Below are 21,261 nucleotides of genomic sequence, written 5' to 3' on the forward strand. Positions count from 1 at the left end.
CGCGATCTCGGGTCAGGTGGACGGCGTCCACTTCCAGACGATGTCGGCGACGTTGACTTGTTTCGGAATGAGCCCGACGCGGGCGAAACGATCCGCCACCGCCTGCTGGCTCTTGATGATCTCGTCGTCGAGCGGCACGACGCTGTAGACCGAGCGGTCGACGAAGCGCTTGACAGCCTCAATGTCGACGCCGGTGGCCTCGGCCTGCGCCTTGGCGACCTCCTCGTGATGGCTGTTGGCCCAGATGCCCTCGGCCGCGAAGGCGGCATTGAGCTTGGCGACGACGGCCGGATACTTTTCGACGAAGTCGGAGCCTACGATGTAGAACGAGTTCGGCTTGTGGATGTCCTTGTCGAACACGACGGCGCGCGCATTCTCCTTGATCTCGGCGAGCGCGAGATACGGATCCCAGATCGACCAGGCGTCCACCGAGCCCTTGACGAAAGCCGCCGTCGCATCGGCGGGCGCGAGCGGCGCCGGGGTGATGTCGCTCCAGGCGATGCCGGCCTTTTCCAGCGCCGCGACCAGGAGGTTGTGCGCGCTCGAGCCCTTGCCGAAGGCGATGCGCTTGCCCTTCAGGTCGGCCAGCGTCTTGATCGGCGAGTCCTTCGGCACGATGATCGCCTGGGTGCTGCCGTTCTGCTTGACGGCCGCGGCATAGCGGATCTTGGCATTGGCGGCTTGCGCGAAGATCGGCGGTGCGTCGCCGACATAGCCGAAATCGACGCTGCCGACATTGATCGCCTCGAGCAGCGGCGGACCGAACTGGAAGTCGACCCAAACGACGCTGATCCCATCGGCCTTGAAGGCATTTTCGATCGTGCCGCGTGCCCGCACGGCCGGGAAGAAGCCGCCCTTCTGGGTGCCGATGCGGATTTCCTTCGGCTTGTCCTGAGCCCGCAGCGGCGCCGCGCAGGCCATCACCGCAGCCGATGCCAATGACAGTTTCAGAAAATCACGACGCTCCATTGCCCTCTCCGCTCCGCTCGCGCATCCGCGTTGATGCGATGCAAGGGATGATGGTGGCGGGCCGAACGGGTGTCGAGCACCCCGGAAAAATAGCGATGCCGGTCCTCTCCGGTCGCAATCCCAGGGGATGTTTGTTTCAAGCAGGCAAGCCAAAGCAGCATATTTTCTCAGGCGCCTGCGACGCAATCACGCATCTTCACGCGGCATCAACCACGATCGCAAACAGAGAGCTGGCGAATCCGCTGTGACGAGTGGCCGGTCAGGAGCGCAAGTTCCCGCCTTGATCCACGTCAACGCCGGTTCCGCGGTATCCGCTAATTTGGCAACAGGCGCGGCCCGGATGCCGCAAACCCTCCCCCCGCACACATCACAGAGAATTCTCTCATGTCGCTCGTCGGCAGCGATGCGAACGCGCGTGCGCGTCGCAGACGCATGGAAGTCTTTGCCTTCCTGTTCCTCACCGCCGTGATCATGCCCGCGCTGGCGGTCGCCACCGTCGGCTCCTACGGGCTGGCGGTGTGGGTCTACCAGATGATGGCCGGCCCTCCCGGCCCGCCCGCCGCACACTGATCGGAAGGACGTCTCCCATGCTCAATCACCGCACCTCCTTCGATCGCCGGGCCCTGATCACCGGCCGCGTCCTGACAGCCGAGCCCGTGGTCACGCCGCCGGCCGGCGAGATCGCCAGCATCATCGTGCAGACCCGGCCCGATCAGCTCGATCGCGTCGCCTCGGACATTCTCGCGCTCGACGGCTGCGAGATCCACGCGCGCGATATCAAGGGCAAGCTGATCGTCGTCGTCGATGCGCCCGATGCCGGCGCGCTCGGCGCCACCATGAACCGCATCGGTCTGCTGCCCCACGTGCATTCCGCCTGCCTCGTCTTCCACGCCATCGACGCCGGCTAACACCACGGGACTACCATGACCGACATGAAGATCGACCGCCGCCAGATGCTGAAGCTGGAAGCCGCCGCGATTGCCGCGGCCGCCGCCGGCATGCCCGCGGCCGCACGCGCCGCGAACCTCGTCACCGAGCGCGAGGCCACCGAATTGAAATGGGACAAGGCCGCCTGCCGCTTCTGCGGCACCGGCTGCAGCGTCATGGTCGCGACCAAGGACAATCGCGTCGTCGCCACCCATGGCGACATCAAGGCCGAGGTCAATCGCGGCCTCAACTGCGTCAAGGGCTATTTCCTGTCCAAGATCATGTACGGCCATGACCGCCTGACGCATCCGATGCTGCGCAAGACGAACGGCAAATACGACAAGAACGGCGAGTTCACGCCGGTGTCGTGGGATGAAGCCTTCGACATCATGGCGCTGAAGTTCAAGGACGCCTTGAAGAAGCGCGGCCCCTCGGGCGTCGGCATGTTCGGCTCGGGCCAGTGGACGATCTGGGAAGGCTATGCGGCGTCGAAGCTGTTCAAGGCCGGCTTCCGCACCAACAACATCGATCCCAATGCGCGGCACTGCATGGCCTCCGCCGTCGCCGGCATGATGCGCACCTTCGGCATCGACGAGCCGGCCGGCTGCTACGACGACATCGAGGCCACCGACGCGTTCGTGCTGTGGGGCTCGAACATGGCGGAGATGCACCCGATCCTGTGGACCCGCGTCACCGACCGGCGGCTGTCAGCGCCGCATGTCAAGGTCGCCGTGCTCTCGACCTTCGAGCACCGCTCGTTCGACCTCGCCGATGTCGGCATGGTGTTCAAGCCGCAGACCGACCTCTACATCCTCAACGCCATCGCCAACCACATCATCACGACAGGCCGCGTCAACAAGGACTTCGTCCAGGCGCACACCGTGTTCAAGAAGGGCCAGACCGACATCGGCTACGGCCTGCGGCCCGAGCATCCGCTGCAGAAGAAGGCGACGGGTGCAGCCAAAGCCAACGACGCCACCGACATCAGCTTCGACGAGTATGCCAAGTTCGTCTCGGACTACACGCTGGAGAAGGCGGCCGAGATGTCCGGCGTGCCGTTGAACCGGCTGCAGGCGCTGGCCGAGCTTTATGCCGATCCCAAGACCAAGGTGGTCTCGTTCTGGACCATGGGCTTCAACCAGCACACCCGCGGCGTCTGGTGCAACAACCTCGTGTACAACATCCATCTCTTGACGGGCAAAATCGCCGAGGCCGGCAACAGTCCGTTCTCGCTGACCGGCCAGCCCTCGGCCTGCGGCACCGCGCGCGAGGTCGGCACCTTCTCGCATCGCCTGCCCGCCGACATGGTCGTCACCAACAAGGAGCATCGCACCAAGGCCGAGCACATCTGGCAACTGCCGGAAGGCACCATTCCCGACAAGCCCGGCTATCACGCCGTGCTGCAGAGCCGGATGCTGAAGGACGGCCTGCTCAACGCCTATTGGGTGCAGGTCAACAACAATCTCCAGGCCGGTCCCAACGCCAATGAGGAGACATATCCCGGCTTCCGCAACCCCGACAATTTCATCGTCGTCTCGGATGCCTATCCCTCAGTCACCGCGCTCGCCGCCGACCTGATCCTGCCGACGGCGATGTGGGTGGAGAAGGAAGGCGCCTATGGCAATGCCGAGCGGCGCACGCAGTTCTGGCATCAGCTCGTCGCCGCGCCGGGCGAGGCGCGCTCGGATCTATGGCAGCTGATGGAGTTCTCCAAGCGCTTCAAGATCGAGGAAGTCTGGACCGAGGAGCTGATCGCCAAGAAGCCTGACGTCCGCGGCAAGACGCTGTTCGACGTGCTCTACAAGAACGGCAAGGTCGACAAGTTCCCGCTCGACCAGATCGAGCCGGGCTACGCCAACGACGAATCCAAGGCGTTCGGCTTCTACGTCCACAAGGGCTTGTTCGAGGAATACGCCGAGTTCGGCCGCAGCCATGGCCATGACCTTGCGCCGTTCGAGACCTATCACCGGGAACGCGGCCTGCGCTGGCCGGTGGTCGACGGCAAGGAGACGCGCTGGCGTTTCCGCGAAGGCTCCGACCCTTACGTGAAGGCCGGCACTGGCGTGCAGTTCTACGGCTTCCCGGACGGCAAGGCCCGCATCTTCGCGCTGCCCTACGAGCCGCCGGCGGAATCGCCCGACAAGGACTATCCGTTCTGGCTGTCGACGGGGCGCGTCGTCGAGCACTGGCATTCCGGCACGATGACCCGCCGCGTGCCCGAGCTCTACAAGGCGTTCCCCGAGGCCGTCTGCTTCATGCATCCCGATGATGCGCAGGAGGCCAACCTCAGGCGCGGCGATGAAGTGAAGGTCGCCTCGCGGCGTGGCTTCATTCGCGCCCGCGTCGAGACCCGCGGCCGTGACAAGCCGCCGCGCGGGCTGGTGTTCGTGCCGTGGTTCGACGAGTCCAAGCTGATCAACAAGGTGACGCTCGACGCTACCGATCCGATCTCGCTGCAGACCGACTACAAGAAATGCGCCGTGCGCATCGAGCGGGTGTGACCACCATGATCAGGAAACTTGCCATGATGCTGCTCGCGGCCAGCCTGGCGGCCGGCTCGAGCGCCCTGCTCGCCCAGAGCGTCTCGTCGTCGCTGCGCGGCCCCACGCCGCTGAATGACGAAGGCCCGGCGCCGCCGATGCAGCCGACCAAGAACACCGCCGAGAAGGAGGTGCGTAACTATCCGGAGCAGCCGCCGGTGATCCCGCATTCCATCGACGGCTATCAGGTCGACATGCAGGGCAACAAATGCCTGTCCTGCCACGCCCGCGCGCGCACCGCTGAATCCAAGGCGCCGATGCTGTCGATCACCCACTTCATGGATCGCGACGGCCAGTTCCTCGCTTCGGTGTCGCCGCGGCGCTATTTCTGCACGCAATGCCATGTGCCGCAGAGCACAGCCACGCCCCCGGTCAGCAACGACTTCGTCGACATCGACACCGTGCTATCGCACGACAAACCGGGTGCCAAGCGATGAGCAGCGCCGACATCCCGCAGGGGACGGGAACGCCGGCCCCCGAGAAACGGCTCGGCCTCGTCCGCCGCGCCTGGCAATTCCTGCTCGATCTGATCGACGTGCTGCTGAAGCCGAGCTCGATCTTCGGGCTCGGGGTGCTGGTGCTCGCCGGCTTCGTCGCCGGCGTGATCTTCTGGGGCGGCTTCAACACCGCGCTCGAGATCACCAACACCGAGAAATTCTGCACCGGCTGTCACGAGATGAAAGACAACGTGTTCGCCGAGCTGAAGACGACCGTGCACTTCTCCAACCGCTCCGGCGTGCGGGCCTCCTGCCCGGACTGCCACGTGCCGCACAATTGGACCGACAAGATCGCGCGCAAGATGCAGGCCTCGAAGGAGGTCTGGGGCCACCTGTTCGGCTCGATCGACACCCGCGAGAAGTTCACCGACCGAAGGCTGGAGCTGGCGCTGCACGAATGGGCGCGGTTCAAGGCGAATGATTCTCTTGAGTGCCGCAACTGCCACAGCGCGCAGTCGATGGACATCACCAAGCAGTCGCCGCGCGCCGTGGAGGCCCACCAGCGCTTCCTCTTCACCGGCGAAAAAACCTGCATCGACTGCCACAAGGGCATCGCGCACCACCTGCCGGACATGCGGGGCGTGCCGGGCTGGCAGTAGGCCTTGCTCACCCTACAGGCGGCAATCGGACAGCGACCGTCGGCGGCGGAAGTAGGCCTCAGGGCCTCCTTCTCCCCAGTTGCCTCTTCCGCTGGAATCACCCCATCTCTTTAAAGATGAAAATCTCCTGCCTCTGTTTAAGCGACAGCAGCAACGTGGCCTTGTAAACCTTAAGCTGTAATGTAAGGGTTCCCAGCCAATTTTGCTGAAGGACCCGCGATGCCGCTTATTGTTGATCGAAACCTGAGACAACTTATTGCTGCGGCGCCTGCCGTGCATCCGAAACAAGGCAGAGTTGCTCCGCTAGCGAGCGCAACAAGCATCGAAGTCGGCAAGTGGAACTCGAAAATCCAACCTGCATCTCTTGATCTAACGATTGGTCGTATACTTCTGCCGATCGACGATACTTCGGACGAAGCTGTTCATGCGGAGACAAGCTTGTCGCTTGATCAAGGGGAAACGGCTGTTGTGGAGACTCATGAGTATCTTTCGATGCCACGAACCCTGGCCGCAATCGGTTTCCCCCCGGCGAATGTCTCTCGCGCAGGCCTACTAATGACAAATCCTGGACATATCGATCCAGGATTCTCGGGGCGTCTCAAGTTCACTGTCATCAACCTGGGAAAAAAGCCGATTCAACTTGTCAGTGGTCACCCCATTTGTACGCTGCTTTTCTTTGCAATCGACGCGCCCGATTTTGCCTACGACCAGTTAGATTCGACCGAGAAGCCGGAAGCTCCATCGGAAAGATCATTGCTCGCGACGCTTTCCAAAGACTTCCTGAACGTCAACGAGCGAATTCAGGACCGCGTCACGGCCAGTTTGTGGAAAGCCCAGTTTGGCTTGCCAATTATAGGCGCCCTTTCGGCTGTGATCTTGACCATCATCACCAGCATCACTGCCTCGTGGTTAAGTGGCGTGAGTGAACTGCGCACCAAAGTTGAGGGACTCGAAAAATCCCTTTCTGTTAAAGACCTTACAGCCCGAATTGAAAAGTTGGAGCAGAAGAAATAGATAAAAGAGATGAATACACGAGTCCCGAAGATACAATTCTCAGACGACACAAGCTTTGTATACACTCCAGAGCTGTCTGTTTTGGCGCGATCCCAACTTTCATTGTCGGACGAGGATATTTTTTCTCGATTCGGATCTTTCCCCCGCGCCGAAAACGTTCCTTACCCAATTGAACGTGTCGTCGAGATCGCTGGCCGAACTTGCTATCTTTCGTTCGCGAACCCCTCTGGTCGGGATACGGGCGAGTACATCGCGAACCTCGTTAATCAACGCCATGAGAGCGTCCTGGAGCACGTGTCATGGACTTTTTTGCTCTCTGGCGTCTCTAGAGCGTTCACGCACCAGTTGGTGAGGCACCGCGCCGGCTTTTCTTACAGCCAGCTATCCCAGCAATACGTCGATCACCGAGCGATCCGCTTTGTAGTACCTGCTGAGATTCTCGACCAGCCAGATTTGCTCGCTTCCTGGAAGAGTACCGTACTTGCTCAAAGAGGCGCTTACATTGAGCTTGTAGAGTCTTTGAATCGATTGCCGTCGCCTTTCAAGTCGCGAGAAAAAACTCGGTCGATGCGTTCCGCGGCACGAAGTGTGCTGCCAAACTGTGTTGAAGCCGTCATAGCTGTTACCGCAAATGCTCGCTCTTGGCGACATTTCCTCGAAGTAAGAGGCGCTACAGAAGGGGACGTCGAAATGCGACGCGTCAGCGCCTTACTCTTGGATGTATTGAAGCAAGACGCTCCCAACATTTTCTCTGACTTTTCCCAGGCGCCTCTTTCGGACGGCTGGCCAATCGTCAAGAAGATCGTTCGCTGAGAACCGAAACTCGCTGACCAAGCTAAGCCGAGCACGATGCGCTTCGATGCTTGATTACCACATTATAATGTCTCATTTTGAGCCATGACCACCTTTTCCCCGCATCAGGATTCCGCGCTGAAATCCGTCGCCGACTGGCTCAAGGAAAAGCCCGGCCGGAACGGCACGCCGCAGGTGTTCCGGCTGTTCGGCTATGCCGGCACCGGCAAGACCACGCTCGCCCGCCACATCGCCGAGGGGGTCGATGGCGAGGTGAAGTTCGCCGCGTTCACCGGCAAGGCGGCGCTGGTGATGCGGAGCAAAGGCTGCGACAACGCCTCCACCATCCACTCGCTGATCTACCGCGCCCAGGAAAGCGGCGAGGAGCAGCCGAACTTCGAATTGTGGGACGACGCGCCGGCGTCCAAGGCCAAGCTGATCATCATCGACGAATGCTCGATGGTCGACGCCGATCTCGGCCGCGACCTGCTCTCCTTCGACTGCCCGCTGCTGGTGCTCGGCGATCCCGCGCAATTGCCTCCGGTCAAGGGCGGCGGCTTCTTCACAGACAGCGAGCCGGATGTGATGCTGACCGAGGTGCATCGCCAGGCGCAGGACGATCCGATCGTGCGGATGTCGATGGACGTGCGCGAGGGCAACACGCTCGACATCGGCCGCTATGGCGAGAGCGAGGTGGTGGAGCGCCGCGAGCTCGATCCGTCCCGCGTGATGGAGGCCGACCAGGTGCTGGTCGGCCGCAACGCCACCCGCCGCGCCTACAACAACCGCTTTCGCCAGCGCTTGGACATCGAGGACGCGCTGCCGGTGGCCGGCGACAAGCTGGTCTGCCTGCGCAACAACCGCAAGAAGGGCCTGTTCAATGGCGGACTGTGGCGGGTGAAGTCACGCGCGACCTCGAAGTCCAAGATCGTGACGATGCGGGTCGCGCCCGACGAGGATTTCGGCCGCAAGGTCACCAAGGTCTCGGTGCGCGGCGAGTGCTTCGCCGGCGGCATCGAGGACATCCCCTGGGAGCAGCGCAAGCCCTATGACGAGTTCGACTACGGCTATGTGCTGACCGTGCACAAGTCGCAGGGCTCGCAATGGGACGACGTCGTGCTGTTCGACGAGAGCTTTGCGTTCCAGGAAGCCCGCGCACGCTGGCTCTACACCGGCATCACGCGGGCCGCGAAGCGGCTGAGCATCGTGGTGTGAGCCCGCTGCGCCCTCGCAGGCAGCACCTATCGTCATTCCGGGGCAATCGTCAGAGCGCGATCGCGCTCTGACGATTGAACCCGGAATCCCGAGCTTGTTAGCAAAAAACGCAAGACAATCTCGAGATTCCGGGTTCAAGGCCTACGGCCTTGCCCCGGAATGACAGCAGGGCAATTGCATAGGGCGACCGCAGTTTTGTTCTCGCCTCTCACAACGCCGTCATGGCCGGGCTTGTCCCGGCCATCCACGTCGTTCGGCATGCTGAGAACCACGTGGATGCCCGGGACAAGCCCGGGCATGACCGAGTCACTAACTTGCTTGTTCGTTCGTCGCGACGTCCTACCCATATGCGATAGCCCTGGGAATGACGGCGGTCTTCGCTCAAGACGAATTTAACCGAGAACGGTATCGCCCTGCCTTGTTCCCGCGACCCATTGATCCAGGTCAACCTGCCGCAGCATGCTTGGCGGATAAAAAACGATTCACATGTCTGTACATCACCAACAGGCGGGGCGGAGTCGCATGGCCAAGAACACGACCAAGGGCAAGGCTACCAACGGGCAGCGCACCAGGCGCGCCAGTGCCACGGCGCATGTGGCCCGCCGACAGTCCGCCGCGACGCTCGATCCGGTCGCGCAGTCGCTGGTCGACGAGTCGATGCAGGCGGCGCAGATCACGTCGCTGTCGGCCTTCGAGAGCGTGCTCAACGGGCCGCCGGCGCTCGATGCCGATAGCGCGCCGATCAAGGCCATGCTCGACGGCGCCGCGCCCGACGACGCCAAGCTGATGAAGGCGCTGATCGACGGCAAGGCCAAGCGCGACAAGCGTCACACCTCCGACGAACTCGCCGACAATTGGCGCCAGGGCGGCTACCCCTACAAATACCGCATGTACCGCAAGGACTATGAGGAGCAGAAGTTCATCCTGCAAACGGAGCTGCTCAAGCTGCAGAACTGGATGAAGGACGCGCGCCAGCGCCTGGTGCTGCTGTTCGAAGGCCGCGACGCCGCCGGCAAGGGCGGCACCATCAAGCGCTTCATGGAGCATCTCAACCCGCGCGGCGCGCGCGTCGTCGCCTTGGACAAGCCGAGCGACGTCGAGCGCGGTCAATGGTACTTCCAGCGTTATGTCGAGCACCTGCCGACAGCCGGCGAGATCGTGCTGTTCGACCGCTCCTGGTACAACCGCGCCGGCGTCGAGCGCGTGATGGGCTTCTGCTCGCAGGCCGAATATGACGAGTTCCTGCGCCAGGTGCCGGAGTTCGAGCGCAACCTGGTGCGTAGCGGCATGCATCTCATCAAGTTCTGGTTCTCGGTCAGCCGCGAGGAGCAGCGCCGGCGCTTCAAGGAGCGCGAGGCGCATCCGCTGAAGCAGTGGAAGCTGTCGCCGATCGACACCGCCTCGCTCGACAAATGGGACGACTACACCCGCGCCAAGGAGGCGATGTTTTTCTCCACCGACACCGCCGACTGCCCGTGGACAGTGATCAAGTCCGACGACAAGAAGCGCGCGCGGCTGAACGCGATGCGCTGCGTGCTGCACTCCCTGCCCTATGCCGGCAAGGACGTCTCGCGCATCGGCCATGTCGACGACCTCATCGTCGGCCGCGCCAGCGTGATTCACGAGCGCGAGGAGCATGCGAGCTGATGCGAAGTCGCAGTCGTGTAGGGTGGACAAAGGCGCGCCACTGCCCTTTCGACGCGCACGATCGTGATGGCGCCGTGCTCACGGTCTCGCCGCGAACGCCGCCCGACGGTGGGCACGCTGCCGCCTGACGGCGGCTGCTTTGCCCACCCTACTCAATCACTCGTCGCATTCGCCGCGCTCAGCGCCGATGGCGCCGAGGCGGCCTCACGGGATCGGCCGGCGGGACCGCCGCATTTGCATTCGGAAAAGCGGACGCGCCACGGCGGACGAGCTCCGCCTGCCCCGCCGGCGTCAGCGCGCCGCCATTGAGCACGTCGCGGTCGGGATGCATGGCCTCATAGGCCGCCGGCTCGGAGAATTGCGCGGACGCCGCGCTGGCCGTCAATGCCGACATCAGCATCGCGGCCGCCAGGCTCCTGGATGCGATCATGATGAGGCTCCCCCTGCTGCGCACCAGCGCGCTGGAGATGATGTAGGCAGGCGAAAGCAGCTCCCCAATCACGACTGCGCGATCCGACGGCCATTCGCCGTCGCGACCGTCATGGCGCTGCGCGCTGGCGGCCGATCACATCGCATCGTCACGACCGCTGCTGTCCAGCCCGGGCACCAAGGGGCACGCGCGGAAAGGATGCGAGCAAATGTGAACCAGATCATCTTTTGCGCGATTATTCTATGATATTAACCTCTAGGTTGATTCACGAAGCTCCCGTCGATGGAGGTCAATTTGAGACAAAAGCTCATTGCATGGACCGCATTGGTCTTGCTGCCCAGCGCGGTCGCCCAGGCTCAACAAACCGACATGGCGGCCGGGCCCACGGTCAACGGCCGCCAGTTCACGCCGCCCTACTACGTGTTCAGCCCGGACATTCCGGCCGATATTGTGACCCAGAATGTCGGCGCCATCGGCCTGCAGGTCTATGTCGACAACATGGCCTGGGATTCCTTCATCGCGCTCAACTGGCCGGCGCCGAACCCGATCGTCGAGCGCGGCGTGCCCGACCGCGAGAACGTGATCGGCGGCTTCACCTACAGGACCGAGGGCGGCCCCAAGACGATGCCGACCGGACCGGTGGTGTGGGAGACCTACAAGGATTCCGACGACATCTATCTCAACCCGCCGGTCAAGCCGGCGCCGTTCGACGCCGCTGAGCGTGTCCCTCCGCAATGCCTGATCCAGGCCAGGGAGAATCCGGCTGCGGCGCGCCGCACGCTGGTGCGCACCGCCAAGATCAGCGATGTCCTGATCGCCGGCGACAAGCAGGCCGACGGCAACCGCCTCGTCGACCAGAATGGCCAGAACGTCTGGTACGAGGTCAAGCTCAACCGCGTCTATTACGACTACGTAGTGACCAACAAGTTCTACGACAGCCGCAACCAGAGCGGCGCCAAGATCGCGTTTCCGGCATCCTCCAACACCACGGACCGTGCAGCGACCGTGAAGGTCAAGGCGGCGTGGAAGGTGATCAGCGGCCCCGGCAGCAAACAGCCTGACGACGCGACCCGCTTCTACACCACCGACGCGCTGGTGTTCGATCCCGACACCAAGCGCTGCGACGTCAGGAAGCTCGGGCTCGTCGGCCTGCACATCGTCATCAAGACCGACCAATTGCCGCAATGGCTATGGGCGACGTTCGAGCAGGTCGACAACGCGCCGACGCAGAACCAGCCGATCCCGACGGGCGCCAAGTACAATTTCTTCAATCCGAGCTGCACCGACTGCAAGGTCAATCAGCCGCCGGCCAAGGGCTCGACGACGCCGACCCAGGTTATGCGCGTGATCCCGCTCGACGACGTCGCGGCGCAGAAGACGACGCTCTATCAGACGGCGCTGAAGACACTGCGGTCGGACAACGTCTGGCAGTACTACCGGCTAGTCAATGCGCAATGGGCCGGCAAGGGCGTGCCGATCGGTACGCCGAGCCAGCCGCCCTTCCTCGCCAACACCACGCTGGAGACCTATCTCCAGACCCCGCAGCAGCCGAACGGCTGCATCAACTGCCACGGCAAGTTCGCAGGCTCGAAGGATCTGGACTTTCAGTTGTTCGATGCCTATCCGCGCCAATCGAAGCAGCTGATCGATCTGTTCCGCGTGCCGGGCGCAACGGCGATGAAGCCGTAGCAGCCAAGTGGACGGTTTCTCTCCTGCATGTCGCGCGCGTCGGCGCGACGATAGCTGATGAGCGCCACCCCGTTGCCCGTCGGGTTACTTTGTCGCAACCCGACGGGCCTTGTGTCGTCGGGCAAATCACTGGCACCTTCTGGCGCATCCCGGCCCGCCAGGAGGGGCGCTTCGCGATCGTCACGAACGTTGGGCTGGGGAGCGATGGACGCGACGTGTTGCAGCGGGTCTCGACCTGCGGACGAACAGCATGGCGCGGACGGCGAAAGCGTGTGGTCCTGGCCTCCCGACGCTGAGGCCAAACGGGCGGTGATGATCCGCGCGCGACGGGGGCAAGACAGCCGGTCCCCGGGGAGAGCACGTATAAGCGTTAACACCATCGCGCAGGGAAGGCCGGGATGATCCGGCTGAACCTGTGGTTCTGCCGCGTGCTTATGTGTTGCACGCGGACCATGGGTGTCGGTCGGCACCCGGCCTTCCCTGCGCCCTCCGATTCAGGAGGGACAAGGATCGAGCATCACTCGGGCCGAGCAGGCCGCGAGAACGAGTCGTCATATCTGAAACAGTTGTCATGTCTGGTGAGGTCGCGCTACAACTAACAGTGTCGTCCCGGCGAACGCCGGGACCCATAACCACCGGCCGTGGTTTGACGCGCAAATGGCGGCCATCTCGTTTCCACCACGCCCGCCGCGGCGTATGGGTCCCGGGTCAAGCCCGGGACGACGGAGCAGACATCACGCGTCCCATTCGCGACCGATACGATGCACGCAACCCGCACCGCGCTCACTTCGCCGCGACAAAGAAAAAATCCTCTCGTCCCGGCGGCGAGCCGTAGGTGAAGGGCTGCTGGCGCTGCTTGGTGGCGGCCCAGACATCGTCACGGACGATGTCGAACAGCTTGCGCACCTCGAGGCGCGGCTCCTTGATGGTGCGGGCGAGCGCGGTCGCGAACGGGCTGTTGCCGGTATCGCCGTCGAGCGCGGTGGCGCCGTGCTTGGCGGCATAGACCACCATCATGCCGGCACCCGGTTCGATGTTGGAGAAGCCCTTGTCGACCAGCTTCAGCGCCAGGGTCTGCTTCATGCCCGGCGCGAACGGATTGTCGCGGCAGGCATCGAGGATGACCAGGCGCAGCTTGCGCGCGGCACCGACCGCGCCCAGCACCTGCTCGAGCGCGACGGCTTCCGTCTCGGCGTCCTTGTCGGCGACGAGCCGGGCATCGACAGGCACGAGATAGTTGACGCCGCCGATCTCGAAGCCGTGCCCGGCGTAGTAGATCACGGCCCAGTCCGCCTTCTCGGCCTCGGCTTCGAAGTTGCGCAGCGCCTCGAAGAAACTGTCGCGGGAGAGATCATTCAGCAGCGTCACCGACTGGAAGCCCGTATTGCGCAACGTATCCGCGATCAGTTTGGCGTCGCGCGGCGGGTTCGGCAGGGGATGCACGGACTTGTAGCCGCCATTGCCGATCACCAGCGCGACACGGCGCGTGTTGGACGCGGCGCCCGCGGTCTGGGGCGTCAGCGACGCGAGCCGCTCCTGGGCAAGCTTGCGCGCCCGGGCGACATCGAACGGATCGTAGGTGGTGAGCGCGAAGGCGGCCGCACGGTAATCGGCGCGCGCCTGGGCGAGGTTGCCGCGCTTCTCGAACAGCTGGCCGCGGCTGGCATGGGCGTGGACGTTGTTCGGATTCATGGCCAGGACCGCGTTGAGATCCTTCAGCGCGGCATCGAGATCGCCCTTGCGCAGATAGGCGTCGGCACGACCGACCATGGCAAACTGATGTTTCGGCGATCGTTCGATGATGCCGCTCCAGCCTGCGATCGCCTCATCGCTGCGCCCCATCATCGACAGCGTCTCGCTGCGGTAGATCGCCGTCAGCGGCCCGGCCGCATCGATCTTCTCGGCCTGGTCGAGATCTGCAAGCGCCCCATCATAGTCGCCCATCAGGGCGCGCACCCGGCCGCGATTGACATGGCCGAGATAGAGCGTCGGCACGGCACGGATGGCCGCGTTGAAATCGTCGAGCGCGCTTTGCAACGCACCGCGGCGCAGATGAATGGTGCCGCGATTGTTGAAGGCGATCCCGAAGGTCGGCCGCTTCTGCACGGCCGCATCGTAATCGGCCAGCGCCAGCTCGTCCTTGCCCTTGCGCTCATAGACGTAGCCGCGCCGGTTGAGAATGGCGACATTGTCCGGATCGGCGGCGATGGCGGCCGTCAGCGCCTCGATCGCCTTGTCGTCCTGCCGCTTGTTGAGCGCGACGAGGCCGCGAATGTCGAGCGCCAGGGCAAGGTCCTTGCCGGTCAGGTTGCCGCCGTCGAGCAGCCGTTCGCAGGCTTCCGCGCGGGCCGGCAGCTCGCCTTGACGGCTGCGGCAGACCGCGAGGTCGTCGCTCAGCAGGGGGCCGGCAAGGCCGGCGACATGGGTTGCGATCAGCAGGAGGAACGACAGCAGGAGGCGCGGCATGTCCGGGACGGATCTCGCGTGACGGGCGGGGTCGATCATGTGTCGAACGAATATCGCCGCGGTTCGGCCGAGACCAGCGCGGCGACGAGAAAGGCCCAAGGAGAGGCCCAAGGGACCCATCCAGATCCGCCGGCGCATCGTTCACGCAGTCGTGTGGCTGCCCTTGTAACGCCCGCAGGCCGCCGACGTATCTTGCGACAGAGGCCGGGCCGGGCCACTGTTCCGGCCGGCGACATGAGACAATCACCAAAGCGAGGATCCGACAGATGCGCCTCACCCGCTCCCATTTCGTCAAGACAGCCGTGCTCGGCGCCCTCGCGGTGGCCGGTATCGTGGCGTGGCAGCCGCTGCACGCCGCCGAAGAGGCGGTCGTGATCCCGCCGCCGACGCAGGATCAGCCGGCCGCTGATGGCATCGAGACCGCGGTCATCGCCGGCGGCTGCTTCTGGGGCGTCCAGGGCGTCTATCAGCACACCGCGGGCGTCGTCAGCGCCGTCTCCGGCTATGCCGGCGGCACCAAGGCCACGGCCGACTACCGGATGGTGTCGACCGGCAGCACCGGCCATGCCGAGTCCGTCCAGATCAAGTTCGACCCGAAGAAGGTCTCCTACGGCAAGATCCTGCAGATCTTCTTCTCGGTCGTGCACGATCCGACCCAGTTGAACCGGCAGGGCCCGGACACCGGCCCGCAATATCGCTCGGCGATCTTCACGACCTCGGAGGCGCAGAAGAAGGTGGCGGAGGCCTATATCGCCCAGCTCGACAAGGCCAAGGTGTTCGGCAAGCCGATCGTCACCAAGGTCGGCAAGCTCGAGGCGTTCTACCCGGCCGAGGACTATCACCAGGACTACCTGACGCTGCACCCGAACCAACCCTATATTGCCTACAACGACCTGCCGAAGATCGACAATCTGAAGAAGATCTTCGCCGAGAACTATATCGACAAGCCGACGCTCGTCAGGGACGCCAAGGCCACGAACTGAGGCGACGAACCGAGGCGACGAACCGAGGCCTGGCAACAGCCCGACCAGCGCAATGACAGGGGCGGACCGCACGGGTCCGCCGGAGGATCAAGAGGATGAGCGACACGAAGACGAGTGACCCGCGGACGACCGACAAGGTCGTCAAGAGCGAGGCGGAGTGGCGCCGCGAGCTCACGCCGATGCAGTACGCCGTGCTGCGCGAGAAGGCGACCGAGCGGCCGTTCTCGGGCGAATACGAGCATGAGCATCGCACCGGCACCTATGTCTGCGCCGGCTGCGGGCAGACGCTGTTCGAATCCGATGCCAAGTTCGATTCCGGCTGCGGCTGGCCGAGCTTCACCCAGCCGGCGGCAGAGAGCCATATCGACGAGGAGACGGACTATACCCACGGCATGGTCCGCACCGAGGTGCTGTGCTCGAAATGCTCGGGCCATCTCGGCCACGTGTTCCCCGACGGTCCGGGGCCGACCGGCCTGCGCTATTGCATCAACTCGGCGGCGCTGAAGCTGAAGCCGCGCTGACATCGCGAGCCGGCCCTTCGGTGCCGTTGCATTGATGGTATCCGGGGGCTGGCAGCCCCCGGTTCGGGGGTCCCGCGGGACCGAAATCGGCCACAACAGCCCAGATTTTCGCTGGACGCATGGAGCTCTCTTGCATTCACAAGTTGCAGAGCAATTAAGTTATTGAAAAAAGAGGATTTTCCGAGAGAGCTGCGGGCAGGCCGGATTTACGATGTGAGCCGGCAGGATTCGCATTTCTGTCAAATCGGCCTATATTAGGGGCTGTAACTGACATGCAGGGCTGGGCCGCCTGGAGCGGCAAAGATACCGCCCTCCACACCCGCAATCGCTGGCGTCATTGCCAAGCTTGATCGTTCGAAAGCTCGCGTCAGCGCTCTTAGCCGACAAGAAGAGGTCTCAGACCATGCGTCCACTGCGTCCGTTCAACTTCAACACCTCTGCCGAACTGTTCCCCGCCGCCATTCGCAAGAAGAAGCGGGCGGGCTTCGCCTATCGGCGGTTCGGCACCGCGGCCGAGGCCGTGCGCTTCGCCATGGAGGAGTTGCCGGCGGATTCGCTCAACGGCGCCTATCTGCAGGTCGAGGAGGCCCGGTTCGACCAGAACGGCATCCGCACCCTGTATGAAAGCGAGGCGTTCCCGTTGCCACGCCGGGCCGTCGAGGAGAAGGCGCCCGACGCCGATGCGGCCTGACGGCAGCCCAACCATCCGACGACACCCTGCCCCGCCCAGTGCGGGGCAGTTTTTTTCTGGAGGTGCTTTTAATCGCTTTTGCCGGGGCTCACCGCGGCTGGGTATCCAACCACCGCCGCAGGATCTTAGCGTTGCGCATGTTGGCGCGGAACAGCACGTCGAACGCGTCGCCGGCGACCGGGACCATGCCGATCACGCCCTCGACGGCGACATTGCCGAGCATGCGGGTGATGACATGCCAGGGCGCGCCGAGCGCCCGGGCCTCGCGCACCAGCCACAGCGACAGCGCGGTGGCGATGAGATCGCCGACCACCGGGATCAGGCCGATGATGCCGTCGATGCCGTAGCGGATGTTGGTGCCGGGCACGACGAAGGCGACGTCGAGCAGCTTGGCGACGGCCTCGAGCCGGGCGATGCGCTGCTCTCGCGTGAGGTTGCCGAACGGGTTGGCACCCTGGAAGTCGAAGCGGACGCCGCCGGGGCCGGCGAAAGCGCCGTTGAACGAGGACTGGAACGGCCCGCCTTGCGGGATCTCCCGCCCGTCCTGGTCGATGATCGGCCCGCGCGCCTCCTTGGCGCTGAAATTCGCCTGGGAAGCGCGTCCGGAAGCGCGGCGGGAGGGAGAGACCTGGTCTTGCATGCCCATCACATAGAAACGCGGCACCGCGGCGCAAGTTGCGTCACGCCGTCACGCGCCGTGCTCGCTCGGCTGCGCCGCCGGAGTGCCGGGCGGGGTTTCATCGACGAATCTGTGCACCAGCCAGGACGACACCGTCGCCGGAATGAAGCCGACGAGCCCGTAGAGAATCCACTGCAGGGCGCCGTAGTCGGAGCCATGCGAGGCATAGTTGAAGCCGGCGAGCAAAAAGCCGACGCCCCCGACGATCAGCATGCGGGCCGTCGAGGGAATCCGCCGGACATGGAACAGGATGTCGTCGATCGCGCACATCATCAGCGCCGGCAGGAAGCCGAACAGATAGCTGTATTGCAGCGAGGTGACGAAGACCTTGAACAGCTTGGCCACCTCGCCGGCGCTGGTGTCGGTCCAATAGCCGGACAAATAGGTGGTGACGAGCAGCAGCGCGAAGCCGCCCAGCGCCGGGCCCACGGCAACGAAGATCAGATATCGCTTCATGCCCAACCTCCTGCCCCGCCGCTCCGTCGAGCGCGCGAGGCGATTGCCGCCCGGTCAGTCACCCCACGCTGCGAAAGCATCGTTGAAGGCGCGCTCGCCCGGAGCTCCCTTCTCGATGGCGATGATCGCCCGGCGCTGGTTGCTGTAGACCAGCGGGACGTCGAACCAGGAGCGCTCCTTCAGGAGCTGCACGTTGCGGGTCCGGTCGGCATCGACATTGGAGAGGCCAACCAGGAAGAAGCCGTCGGTGACCTTCACCGCAAGACCCGCCAGCGGCGTGCCGCGCGACTGCTCGTTGGACTTCATCAGGATGCCCGGCACGTTGCCGACACCGCCGCCGGAGAAGTCCTGCGGCAGGATGAAGGTCAGCTCGGCGGTGTGGCTCGCCGGCAGCGACGTATCGGTGTTGCGGCGGAACGACATCGTCATCTTGAACTTGCGATCAGGAATCTCGATGTCGGCGCGCACGGCGATGTCCGCCTTCTGCGTGCCGCTCGCCTTGATCTGCTCCGTCCGCCAGACCACCGAGCCGATATACTGCTTGCCCTTGGGATCGGCGGGGTCCTCGTCATAGAGCACCACGCGCTGGGCGACCGGCGCGATCTGATCGGACGACGGCGCCTGGCCGACGCGGTCGGTGATCTTCGGCTTGCTCAGCGGCGCGCCATTGTCCTTCGGCGCCTCGACTGTCGCGTTCGACTTGAACAGACCCGAGACGACGCCGACCAGCGGCCGGCCCCACAGAATTCCGGCGCCGACCAGGATCAGCACGATGCCGGCCGCGATCGCGGCCTTGAACGGGAAGGTCGAGCCGCTGCGCTCCGGCTTCTTCTTGGCCTCGCGCTCGGCCGGACCGCCGCGCTGGCGGGTCGAGGTGGCCGGCAGCGCGTAACGCTCCGCTTCCTGCACCGACTCGTCATAGGAGTACGCCGGCTCGGGCAGCGGCGGCCGATCGTCATCGTCCTCGAGCCGGTCGAGATCCGTGGCCGGCACGTTGGCGTAGGTCTTCCGGGCGGCGCGGTTGGCCTGGGCCGTGGCCTTGCCGAGATCGTCGACATCCGCCGTGATATCGCGAAAGCCGCGCATCGCAGGGGGCGTTGCCGGATTGCCGTTGTCCTGGGCGCCGCGACGGGGCGCGGCCGGGCGCTCACGCACGGGCGGCGGTGCATCCTGCGGAGGCGTCTGGGGCGGCTGCGACCGCGGCGGAGCAGCCGGCGCGCCGGCGACAGGCGGCGGGGCATCCGGACGCGGATTGCGCGGCGGCCGCGGCTCGAGGGGTTCGCCGCCGAGCGGCGGGCGCTCCGCCCGGGCCGGCGCGGGTGCCGCTGCCGGCCGCGGCCGGGGGGGAGCAGGCGCCGGCTGATCCGACGCGGGACCTGGCTTTTCCGCTGGAGCCGGAGGCGCCTCGGGATTGCGCGCCCCGGCACGCCGCAACGCATCTCCCGGACGCCCCGCGCCGCTGGCGGCCCGCTGCGCTTCGCGGGCGCGCTGGGCCGCTTCGGCCTCCACCTTGCGGACGGCCTCCTCGAGCGACAACCGCTCGCGCGTGATCTCGGATTCGCTGAGCGGCGGCTGAACACTGCGCAGTTGCGCGATCAGCGCCGCGCGAGCCCGCTCGTAAAGCGCGCGCCGGCTTTCGCCGGGAGCGTTGGGGTCCAATCCGGCAATGGCACGGGCTATCAGCGGGTAGTAGTCGGCCATATCAACTCAATTCGCGCGCTTCGCTGTCAGGTCCCGTCACGCCTCGAAGGGATTCTGGACCAGGATAGTATCCTCGCGTTCGGGGCTGGTGGAAAGCAGCGCGATCGGGCAACCCACCAGTTCCTCGATGCGCCGAACGTATTTGATGGCCTGGGCAGGAAGATCGGCCCAGGATCGCGCATTCGCCGTCGGCTGTTTCCAGCCTTCGATGGTCTCGTAGATCGGCTCGACCCGGGCCTGGGCGCCTTCGCCGGCCGGGAAGTGATCGATCTCCTTGCCGTCCAGTCTGTAGCCGGTGCAGACCTCGATGGTGTCGAAACCGTCGAGAATGTCCAGCTTGGTCAGCGCAAGACCGTTAATGCCGCAAGTCCGGACCGCCTGGCGGACCAGGACGGCATCGAACCAGCCGCAACGACGCGGCCGGCCGGTATTCGTTCCGAATTCACGGCCACGTTCGCCGATCTTGCGGCCGATCTCATTGTCCTGCTCGGTCGGAAACGGTCCCTGGCCGACGCGGGTCGTGTAGGCCTTGCACAGGCCGAGCACATAGCCGATTGCGCCCGGCCCCAGGCCGGCACCGGTCGCGGCCTGCGCCGCCACCGTGTTGGACGAGGTCACGTAAGGATAGGTGCCGTGGTCGACGTCGAGCAGCGCGCCCTGCGCGCCCTCGAACAGCAGGCGCTTGCCCTCGCGACGCTTGATGTCGAGCAGCCGCCACACCGTCTCCGCATAAGGCAGCAGCTTCGGCGCCAGCGCAGTCAGTTCGTTCAGGATGACCTTGCCGTCGATCAGTTCGAGGCCGAGACCGCGGCGCAGCGCATTGTGGTGGGCGAGCAGGCGATCGATCTTGTGCGGCAGCGTGTCGAGATCGGCGAGGTCCATCAGGCGGATCGCGCGACGGCCGACCTTGTCCTCATAGGCCGGGCCGATGCCGCGGCGGGTGGTGCCGATCGCGGTCGCTGCGCTCGCGGACTCGCGCAACGCATCGAGCTCACGGTGCAGCGGCAGAATGAGCGTGACGTTCTCAGCGACGCGCAGATTGTCCGGGCTGATGGACAGTCCCTGCGACTGCAGCTTGCTGACCTCGTCGAGGAAGGCTTGCGGATCGAATACGACGCCGTTGCCGATCACCGACAGCTTGCCGGCGCGCAGCACGCCGGATGGCAGCAGCGCCAGCTTGTAGGTCGCGCCGTTGATGACAAGCGTATGGCCCGCATTGTGGCCGCCCTGGAAGCGCACGACGATGTCGGCCTGCTCCGACAGCCAATCGACGATCTTGCCCTTCCCCTCGTCGCCCCATTGGGCGCCGACGACGACGACGTTAGCCATTCGCAGCTCTTTCCTCTGCCAAGATCCAAAACAGCACGATCGGCTCAGTCGATATCGCTTCCGATGAGGGGCCAGCCTGGCCAACCATGCGCCCAGCCCAAATCGCGGCCGGGACC

Annotated in this window: 20 protein-coding genes; 13 read left to right on the forward strand and 7 right to left on the reverse strand. The window is 64.5% G+C overall.

Going from position 1 to position 21,261, the window contains the following annotated elements; translation table 11 throughout:
- Positions 1–12: 12 nt before the first annotated feature.
- Complete coding sequence (locus ACQR1L_RS24290) at positions 13–969, reverse strand: aliphatic sulfonate ABC transporter substrate-binding protein (RefSeq protein WP_434860445.1); 957 nt, start codon at positions 967–969, stop codon at positions 13–15.
- A 384-nt stretch (positions 970–1,353) separates the two neighbouring features.
- Here ACQR1L_RS24290 and napE point away from each other — a divergent pair, with 384 nt between their 5' ends.
- The 9 genes from napE (at position 1,354) to ppk2 (ending at position 10,200) form a co-directional block, all read left to right on the forward strand.
- Entirely contained in the window at positions 1,354–1,539 is a 186-nt protein-coding gene (napE, locus tag ACQR1L_RS24295; RefSeq protein ID WP_434860446.1) for a periplasmic nitrate reductase, NapE protein, read from the forward strand.
- Positions 1,540–1,556: 17 nt separating this feature from the next.
- Positions 1,557–1,877 carry a chaperone NapD gene (locus ACQR1L_RS24300; RefSeq protein WP_434860447.1) on the forward strand — a complete coding sequence of 107 codons (321 nt, stop codon included), beginning with the start codon at positions 1,557–1,559 and terminating at the stop codon, positions 1,875–1,877.
- 15 nt (positions 1,878–1,892) lie between these two features.
- The gene (gene napA, locus ACQR1L_RS24305) at positions 1,893–4,397 is read left to right on the forward strand and encodes a nitrate reductase catalytic subunit NapA (RefSeq protein WP_434860448.1); all 2,505 of its coding nucleotides are present in this window, start codon (positions 1,893–1,895) and stop codon (positions 4,395–4,397) included.
- A gap of 23 nt (positions 4,398–4,420) precedes the next feature.
- A complete protein-coding gene (locus ACQR1L_RS24310; RefSeq protein WP_434860449.1) occupies positions 4,421–4,873 on the forward strand; it encodes a nitrate reductase cytochrome c-type subunit in 453 nt (150 codons plus the stop codon).
- The gene (locus tag ACQR1L_RS24315; RefSeq protein ID WP_434860450.1) at positions 4,870–5,532 is read left to right on the forward strand and encodes a NapC/NirT family cytochrome c; all 663 of its coding nucleotides are present in this window, start codon (positions 4,870–4,872) and stop codon (positions 5,530–5,532) included. The genes ACQR1L_RS24310 and ACQR1L_RS24315 overlap by 4 nt, the downstream gene beginning before the upstream one ends.
- 219 nt (positions 5,533–5,751) lie before the next feature.
- Positions 5,752–6,546, forward strand: coding sequence for a dCTP deaminase (locus ACQR1L_RS24320; RefSeq protein WP_434860451.1), 795 nt, complete (start codon positions 5,752–5,754; stop codon positions 6,544–6,546).
- Positions 6,547–6,555: 9 nt separating this feature from the next.
- Positions 6,556–7,359: an FAD-dependent thymidylate synthase gene (gene thyX / locus ACQR1L_RS24325; protein WP_434860452.1), complete on the forward strand. Its 804-nt coding sequence runs from the start codon at positions 6,556–6,558 to the stop codon at positions 7,357–7,359.
- A gap of 84 nt (positions 7,360–7,443) precedes the next feature.
- Positions 7,444–8,553 carry an ATP-dependent DNA helicase gene (locus ACQR1L_RS24330; protein WP_434860453.1) on the forward strand — a complete coding sequence of 370 codons (1,110 nt, stop codon included), beginning with the start codon at positions 7,444–7,446 and terminating at the stop codon, positions 8,551–8,553.
- 522 nt (positions 8,554–9,075) lie between these two features.
- Positions 9,076–10,200, forward strand: coding sequence for a polyphosphate kinase 2 (gene ppk2 / locus ACQR1L_RS24335; RefSeq protein ID WP_434860454.1), 1,125 nt, complete (start codon positions 9,076–9,078; stop codon positions 10,198–10,200).
- Positions 10,201–10,378: 178 nt separating this feature from the next.
- Here the strand turns inward: ppk2 and ACQR1L_RS24340 are convergent, their stop codons facing one another.
- Positions 10,379–10,630 carry a hypothetical protein gene (locus ACQR1L_RS24340; protein ID WP_434860455.1) on the reverse strand — a complete coding sequence of 84 codons (252 nt, stop codon included), beginning with the start codon at positions 10,628–10,630 and terminating at the stop codon, positions 10,379–10,381.
- A gap of 369 nt (positions 10,631–10,999) precedes the next feature.
- Here ACQR1L_RS24340 and ACQR1L_RS24345 point away from each other — a divergent pair, with 369 nt between their 5' ends.
- A complete protein-coding gene (locus ACQR1L_RS24345; protein ID WP_434860456.1) occupies positions 11,000–12,319 on the forward strand; it encodes a hypothetical protein in 1,320 nt (439 codons plus the stop codon).
- A 783-nt stretch (positions 12,320–13,102) separates the two neighbouring features.
- Here ACQR1L_RS24345 and ACQR1L_RS24350 read toward each other — a convergent pair.
- Entirely contained in the window at positions 13,103–14,785 is a 1,683-nt protein-coding gene (locus ACQR1L_RS24350) for a caspase family protein (RefSeq protein WP_434860457.1), read from the reverse strand.
- A gap of 266 nt (positions 14,786–15,051) precedes the next feature.
- Here ACQR1L_RS24350 and msrA point away from each other — a divergent pair, with 266 nt between their 5' ends.
- The 3 genes from msrA (at position 15,052) to ACQR1L_RS24365 (ending at position 16,980) form a co-directional block, all read left to right on the forward strand.
- Positions 15,052–15,768, forward strand: coding sequence for a peptide-methionine (S)-S-oxide reductase MsrA (msrA, locus tag ACQR1L_RS24355; protein WP_434860458.1), 717 nt, complete (start codon positions 15,052–15,054; stop codon positions 15,766–15,768).
- Positions 15,769–15,863: 95 nt separating this feature from the next.
- Positions 15,864–16,289: a peptide-methionine (R)-S-oxide reductase MsrB gene (gene msrB / locus ACQR1L_RS24360; protein WP_434860459.1), complete on the forward strand. Its 426-nt coding sequence runs from the start codon at positions 15,864–15,866 to the stop codon at positions 16,287–16,289.
- A 403-nt stretch (positions 16,290–16,692) separates the two neighbouring features.
- Entirely contained in the window at positions 16,693–16,980 is a 288-nt protein-coding gene (locus tag ACQR1L_RS24365) for a hypothetical protein (protein ID WP_434860460.1), read from the forward strand.
- Between the two features lie 88 nt (positions 16,981–17,068).
- On the opposite strand, the gene ACQR1L_RS24370 is transcribed toward ACQR1L_RS24365, so the two are convergent.
- From ACQR1L_RS24370 to ACQR1L_RS24385, 4 genes are read right to left on the reverse strand one after another with little or no spacing between them, the layout of a single operon-like run.
- A complete protein-coding gene (locus tag ACQR1L_RS24370) occupies positions 17,069–17,620 on the reverse strand; it encodes a DUF4112 domain-containing protein (protein ID WP_434860461.1) in 552 nt (183 codons plus the stop codon).
- 48 nt (positions 17,621–17,668) lie between these two features.
- Positions 17,669–18,115 (reverse strand): DUF5413 family protein, encoded by a 447-nt coding sequence (locus tag ACQR1L_RS24375; protein WP_434860462.1) that lies wholly within the window; start codon positions 18,113–18,115, stop codon positions 17,669–17,671.
- Between the two features lie 54 nt (positions 18,116–18,169).
- A complete protein-coding gene (locus tag ACQR1L_RS24380; RefSeq protein ID WP_434860463.1) occupies positions 18,170–19,816 on the reverse strand; it encodes a hypothetical protein in 1,647 nt (548 codons plus the stop codon).
- Positions 19,817–19,852: 36 nt separating this feature from the next.
- Positions 19,853–21,145 (reverse strand): adenylosuccinate synthase, encoded by a 1,293-nt coding sequence (locus ACQR1L_RS24385; RefSeq protein WP_434860464.1) that lies wholly within the window; start codon positions 21,143–21,145, stop codon positions 19,853–19,855.
- Between the last annotated feature and the right edge of the window lie 116 nt (positions 21,146–21,261).

It is taken from the genome of Bradyrhizobium sp. HKCCYLR20261 (assembly GCF_051168435.1).
Taxonomy (GTDB): Bacteria; Pseudomonadota; Alphaproteobacteria; order Rhizobiales; family Xanthobacteraceae; genus Bradyrhizobium.

Coding starts and splice junctions, on each gene's coding strand:
- ACQR1L_RS24370 (WP_434860461.1), bottom strand. CDS start 17,620: ATGCAAGACCAGGTCTCTCCCTCCCGCCGCGCTTCCGGACGCGCTTCC.
- napE (WP_434860446.1), top strand. CDS start 1,354: ATGTCGCTCGTCGGCAGCGATGCGAACGCGCGTGCGCGTCGCAGACGC.
- ACQR1L_RS24365 (WP_434860460.1), top strand. CDS start 16,693: ATGCGTCCACTGCGTCCGTTCAACTTCAACACCTCTGCCGAACTGTTC.
- ACQR1L_RS24290 (WP_434860445.1), bottom strand. CDS start 969: ATGGAGCGTCGTGATTTTCTGAAACTGTCATTGGCATCGGCTGCGGTG.
- ACQR1L_RS24380 (WP_434860463.1), bottom strand. CDS start 19,816: ATGGCCGACTACTACCCGCTGATAGCCCGTGCCATTGCCGGATTGGAC.
- ACQR1L_RS24310 (WP_434860449.1), top strand. CDS start 4,421: ATGATGCTGCTCGCGGCCAGCCTGGCGGCCGGCTCGAGCGCCCTGCTC.
- ppk2 (WP_434860454.1), top strand. CDS start 9,076: ATGGCCAAGAACACGACCAAGGGCAAGGCTACCAACGGGCAGCGCACC.
- ACQR1L_RS24315 (WP_434860450.1), top strand. CDS start 4,870: ATGAGCAGCGCCGACATCCCGCAGGGGACGGGAACGCCGGCCCCCGAG.
- ACQR1L_RS24345 (WP_434860456.1), top strand. CDS start 11,000: ATGGCGGCCGGGCCCACGGTCAACGGCCGCCAGTTCACGCCGCCCTAC.
- ACQR1L_RS24385 (WP_434860464.1), bottom strand. CDS start 21,145: ATGGCTAACGTCGTCGTCGTCGGCGCCCAATGGGGCGACGAGGGGAAG.
- ACQR1L_RS24350 (WP_434860457.1), bottom strand. CDS start 14,785: ATGCCGCGCCTCCTGCTGTCGTTCCTCCTGCTGATCGCAACCCATGTC.
- msrA (WP_434860458.1), top strand. CDS start 15,052: ATGCGCCTCACCCGCTCCCATTTCGTCAAGACAGCCGTGCTCGGCGCC.
- thyX (WP_434860452.1), top strand. CDS start 6,556: ATGAATACACGAGTCCCGAAGATACAATTCTCAGACGACACAAGCTTT.
- ACQR1L_RS24340 (WP_434860455.1), bottom strand. CDS start 10,630: ATGATCGCATCCAGGAGCCTGGCGGCCGCGATGCTGATGTCGGCATTG.
- ACQR1L_RS24330 (WP_434860453.1), top strand. CDS start 7,444: ATGACCACCTTTTCCCCGCATCAGGATTCCGCGCTGAAATCCGTCGCC.
- msrB (WP_434860459.1), top strand. CDS start 15,864: ATGAGCGACACGAAGACGAGTGACCCGCGGACGACCGACAAGGTCGTC.
- napA (WP_434860448.1), top strand. CDS start 1,893: ATGACCGACATGAAGATCGACCGCCGCCAGATGCTGAAGCTGGAAGCC.
- ACQR1L_RS24300 (WP_434860447.1), top strand. CDS start 1,557: ATGCTCAATCACCGCACCTCCTTCGATCGCCGGGCCCTGATCACCGGC.
- ACQR1L_RS24320 (WP_434860451.1), top strand. CDS start 5,752: ATGCCGCTTATTGTTGATCGAAACCTGAGACAACTTATTGCTGCGGCG.
- ACQR1L_RS24375 (WP_434860462.1), bottom strand. CDS start 18,115: ATGAAGCGATATCTGATCTTCGTTGCCGTGGGCCCGGCGCTGGGCGGC.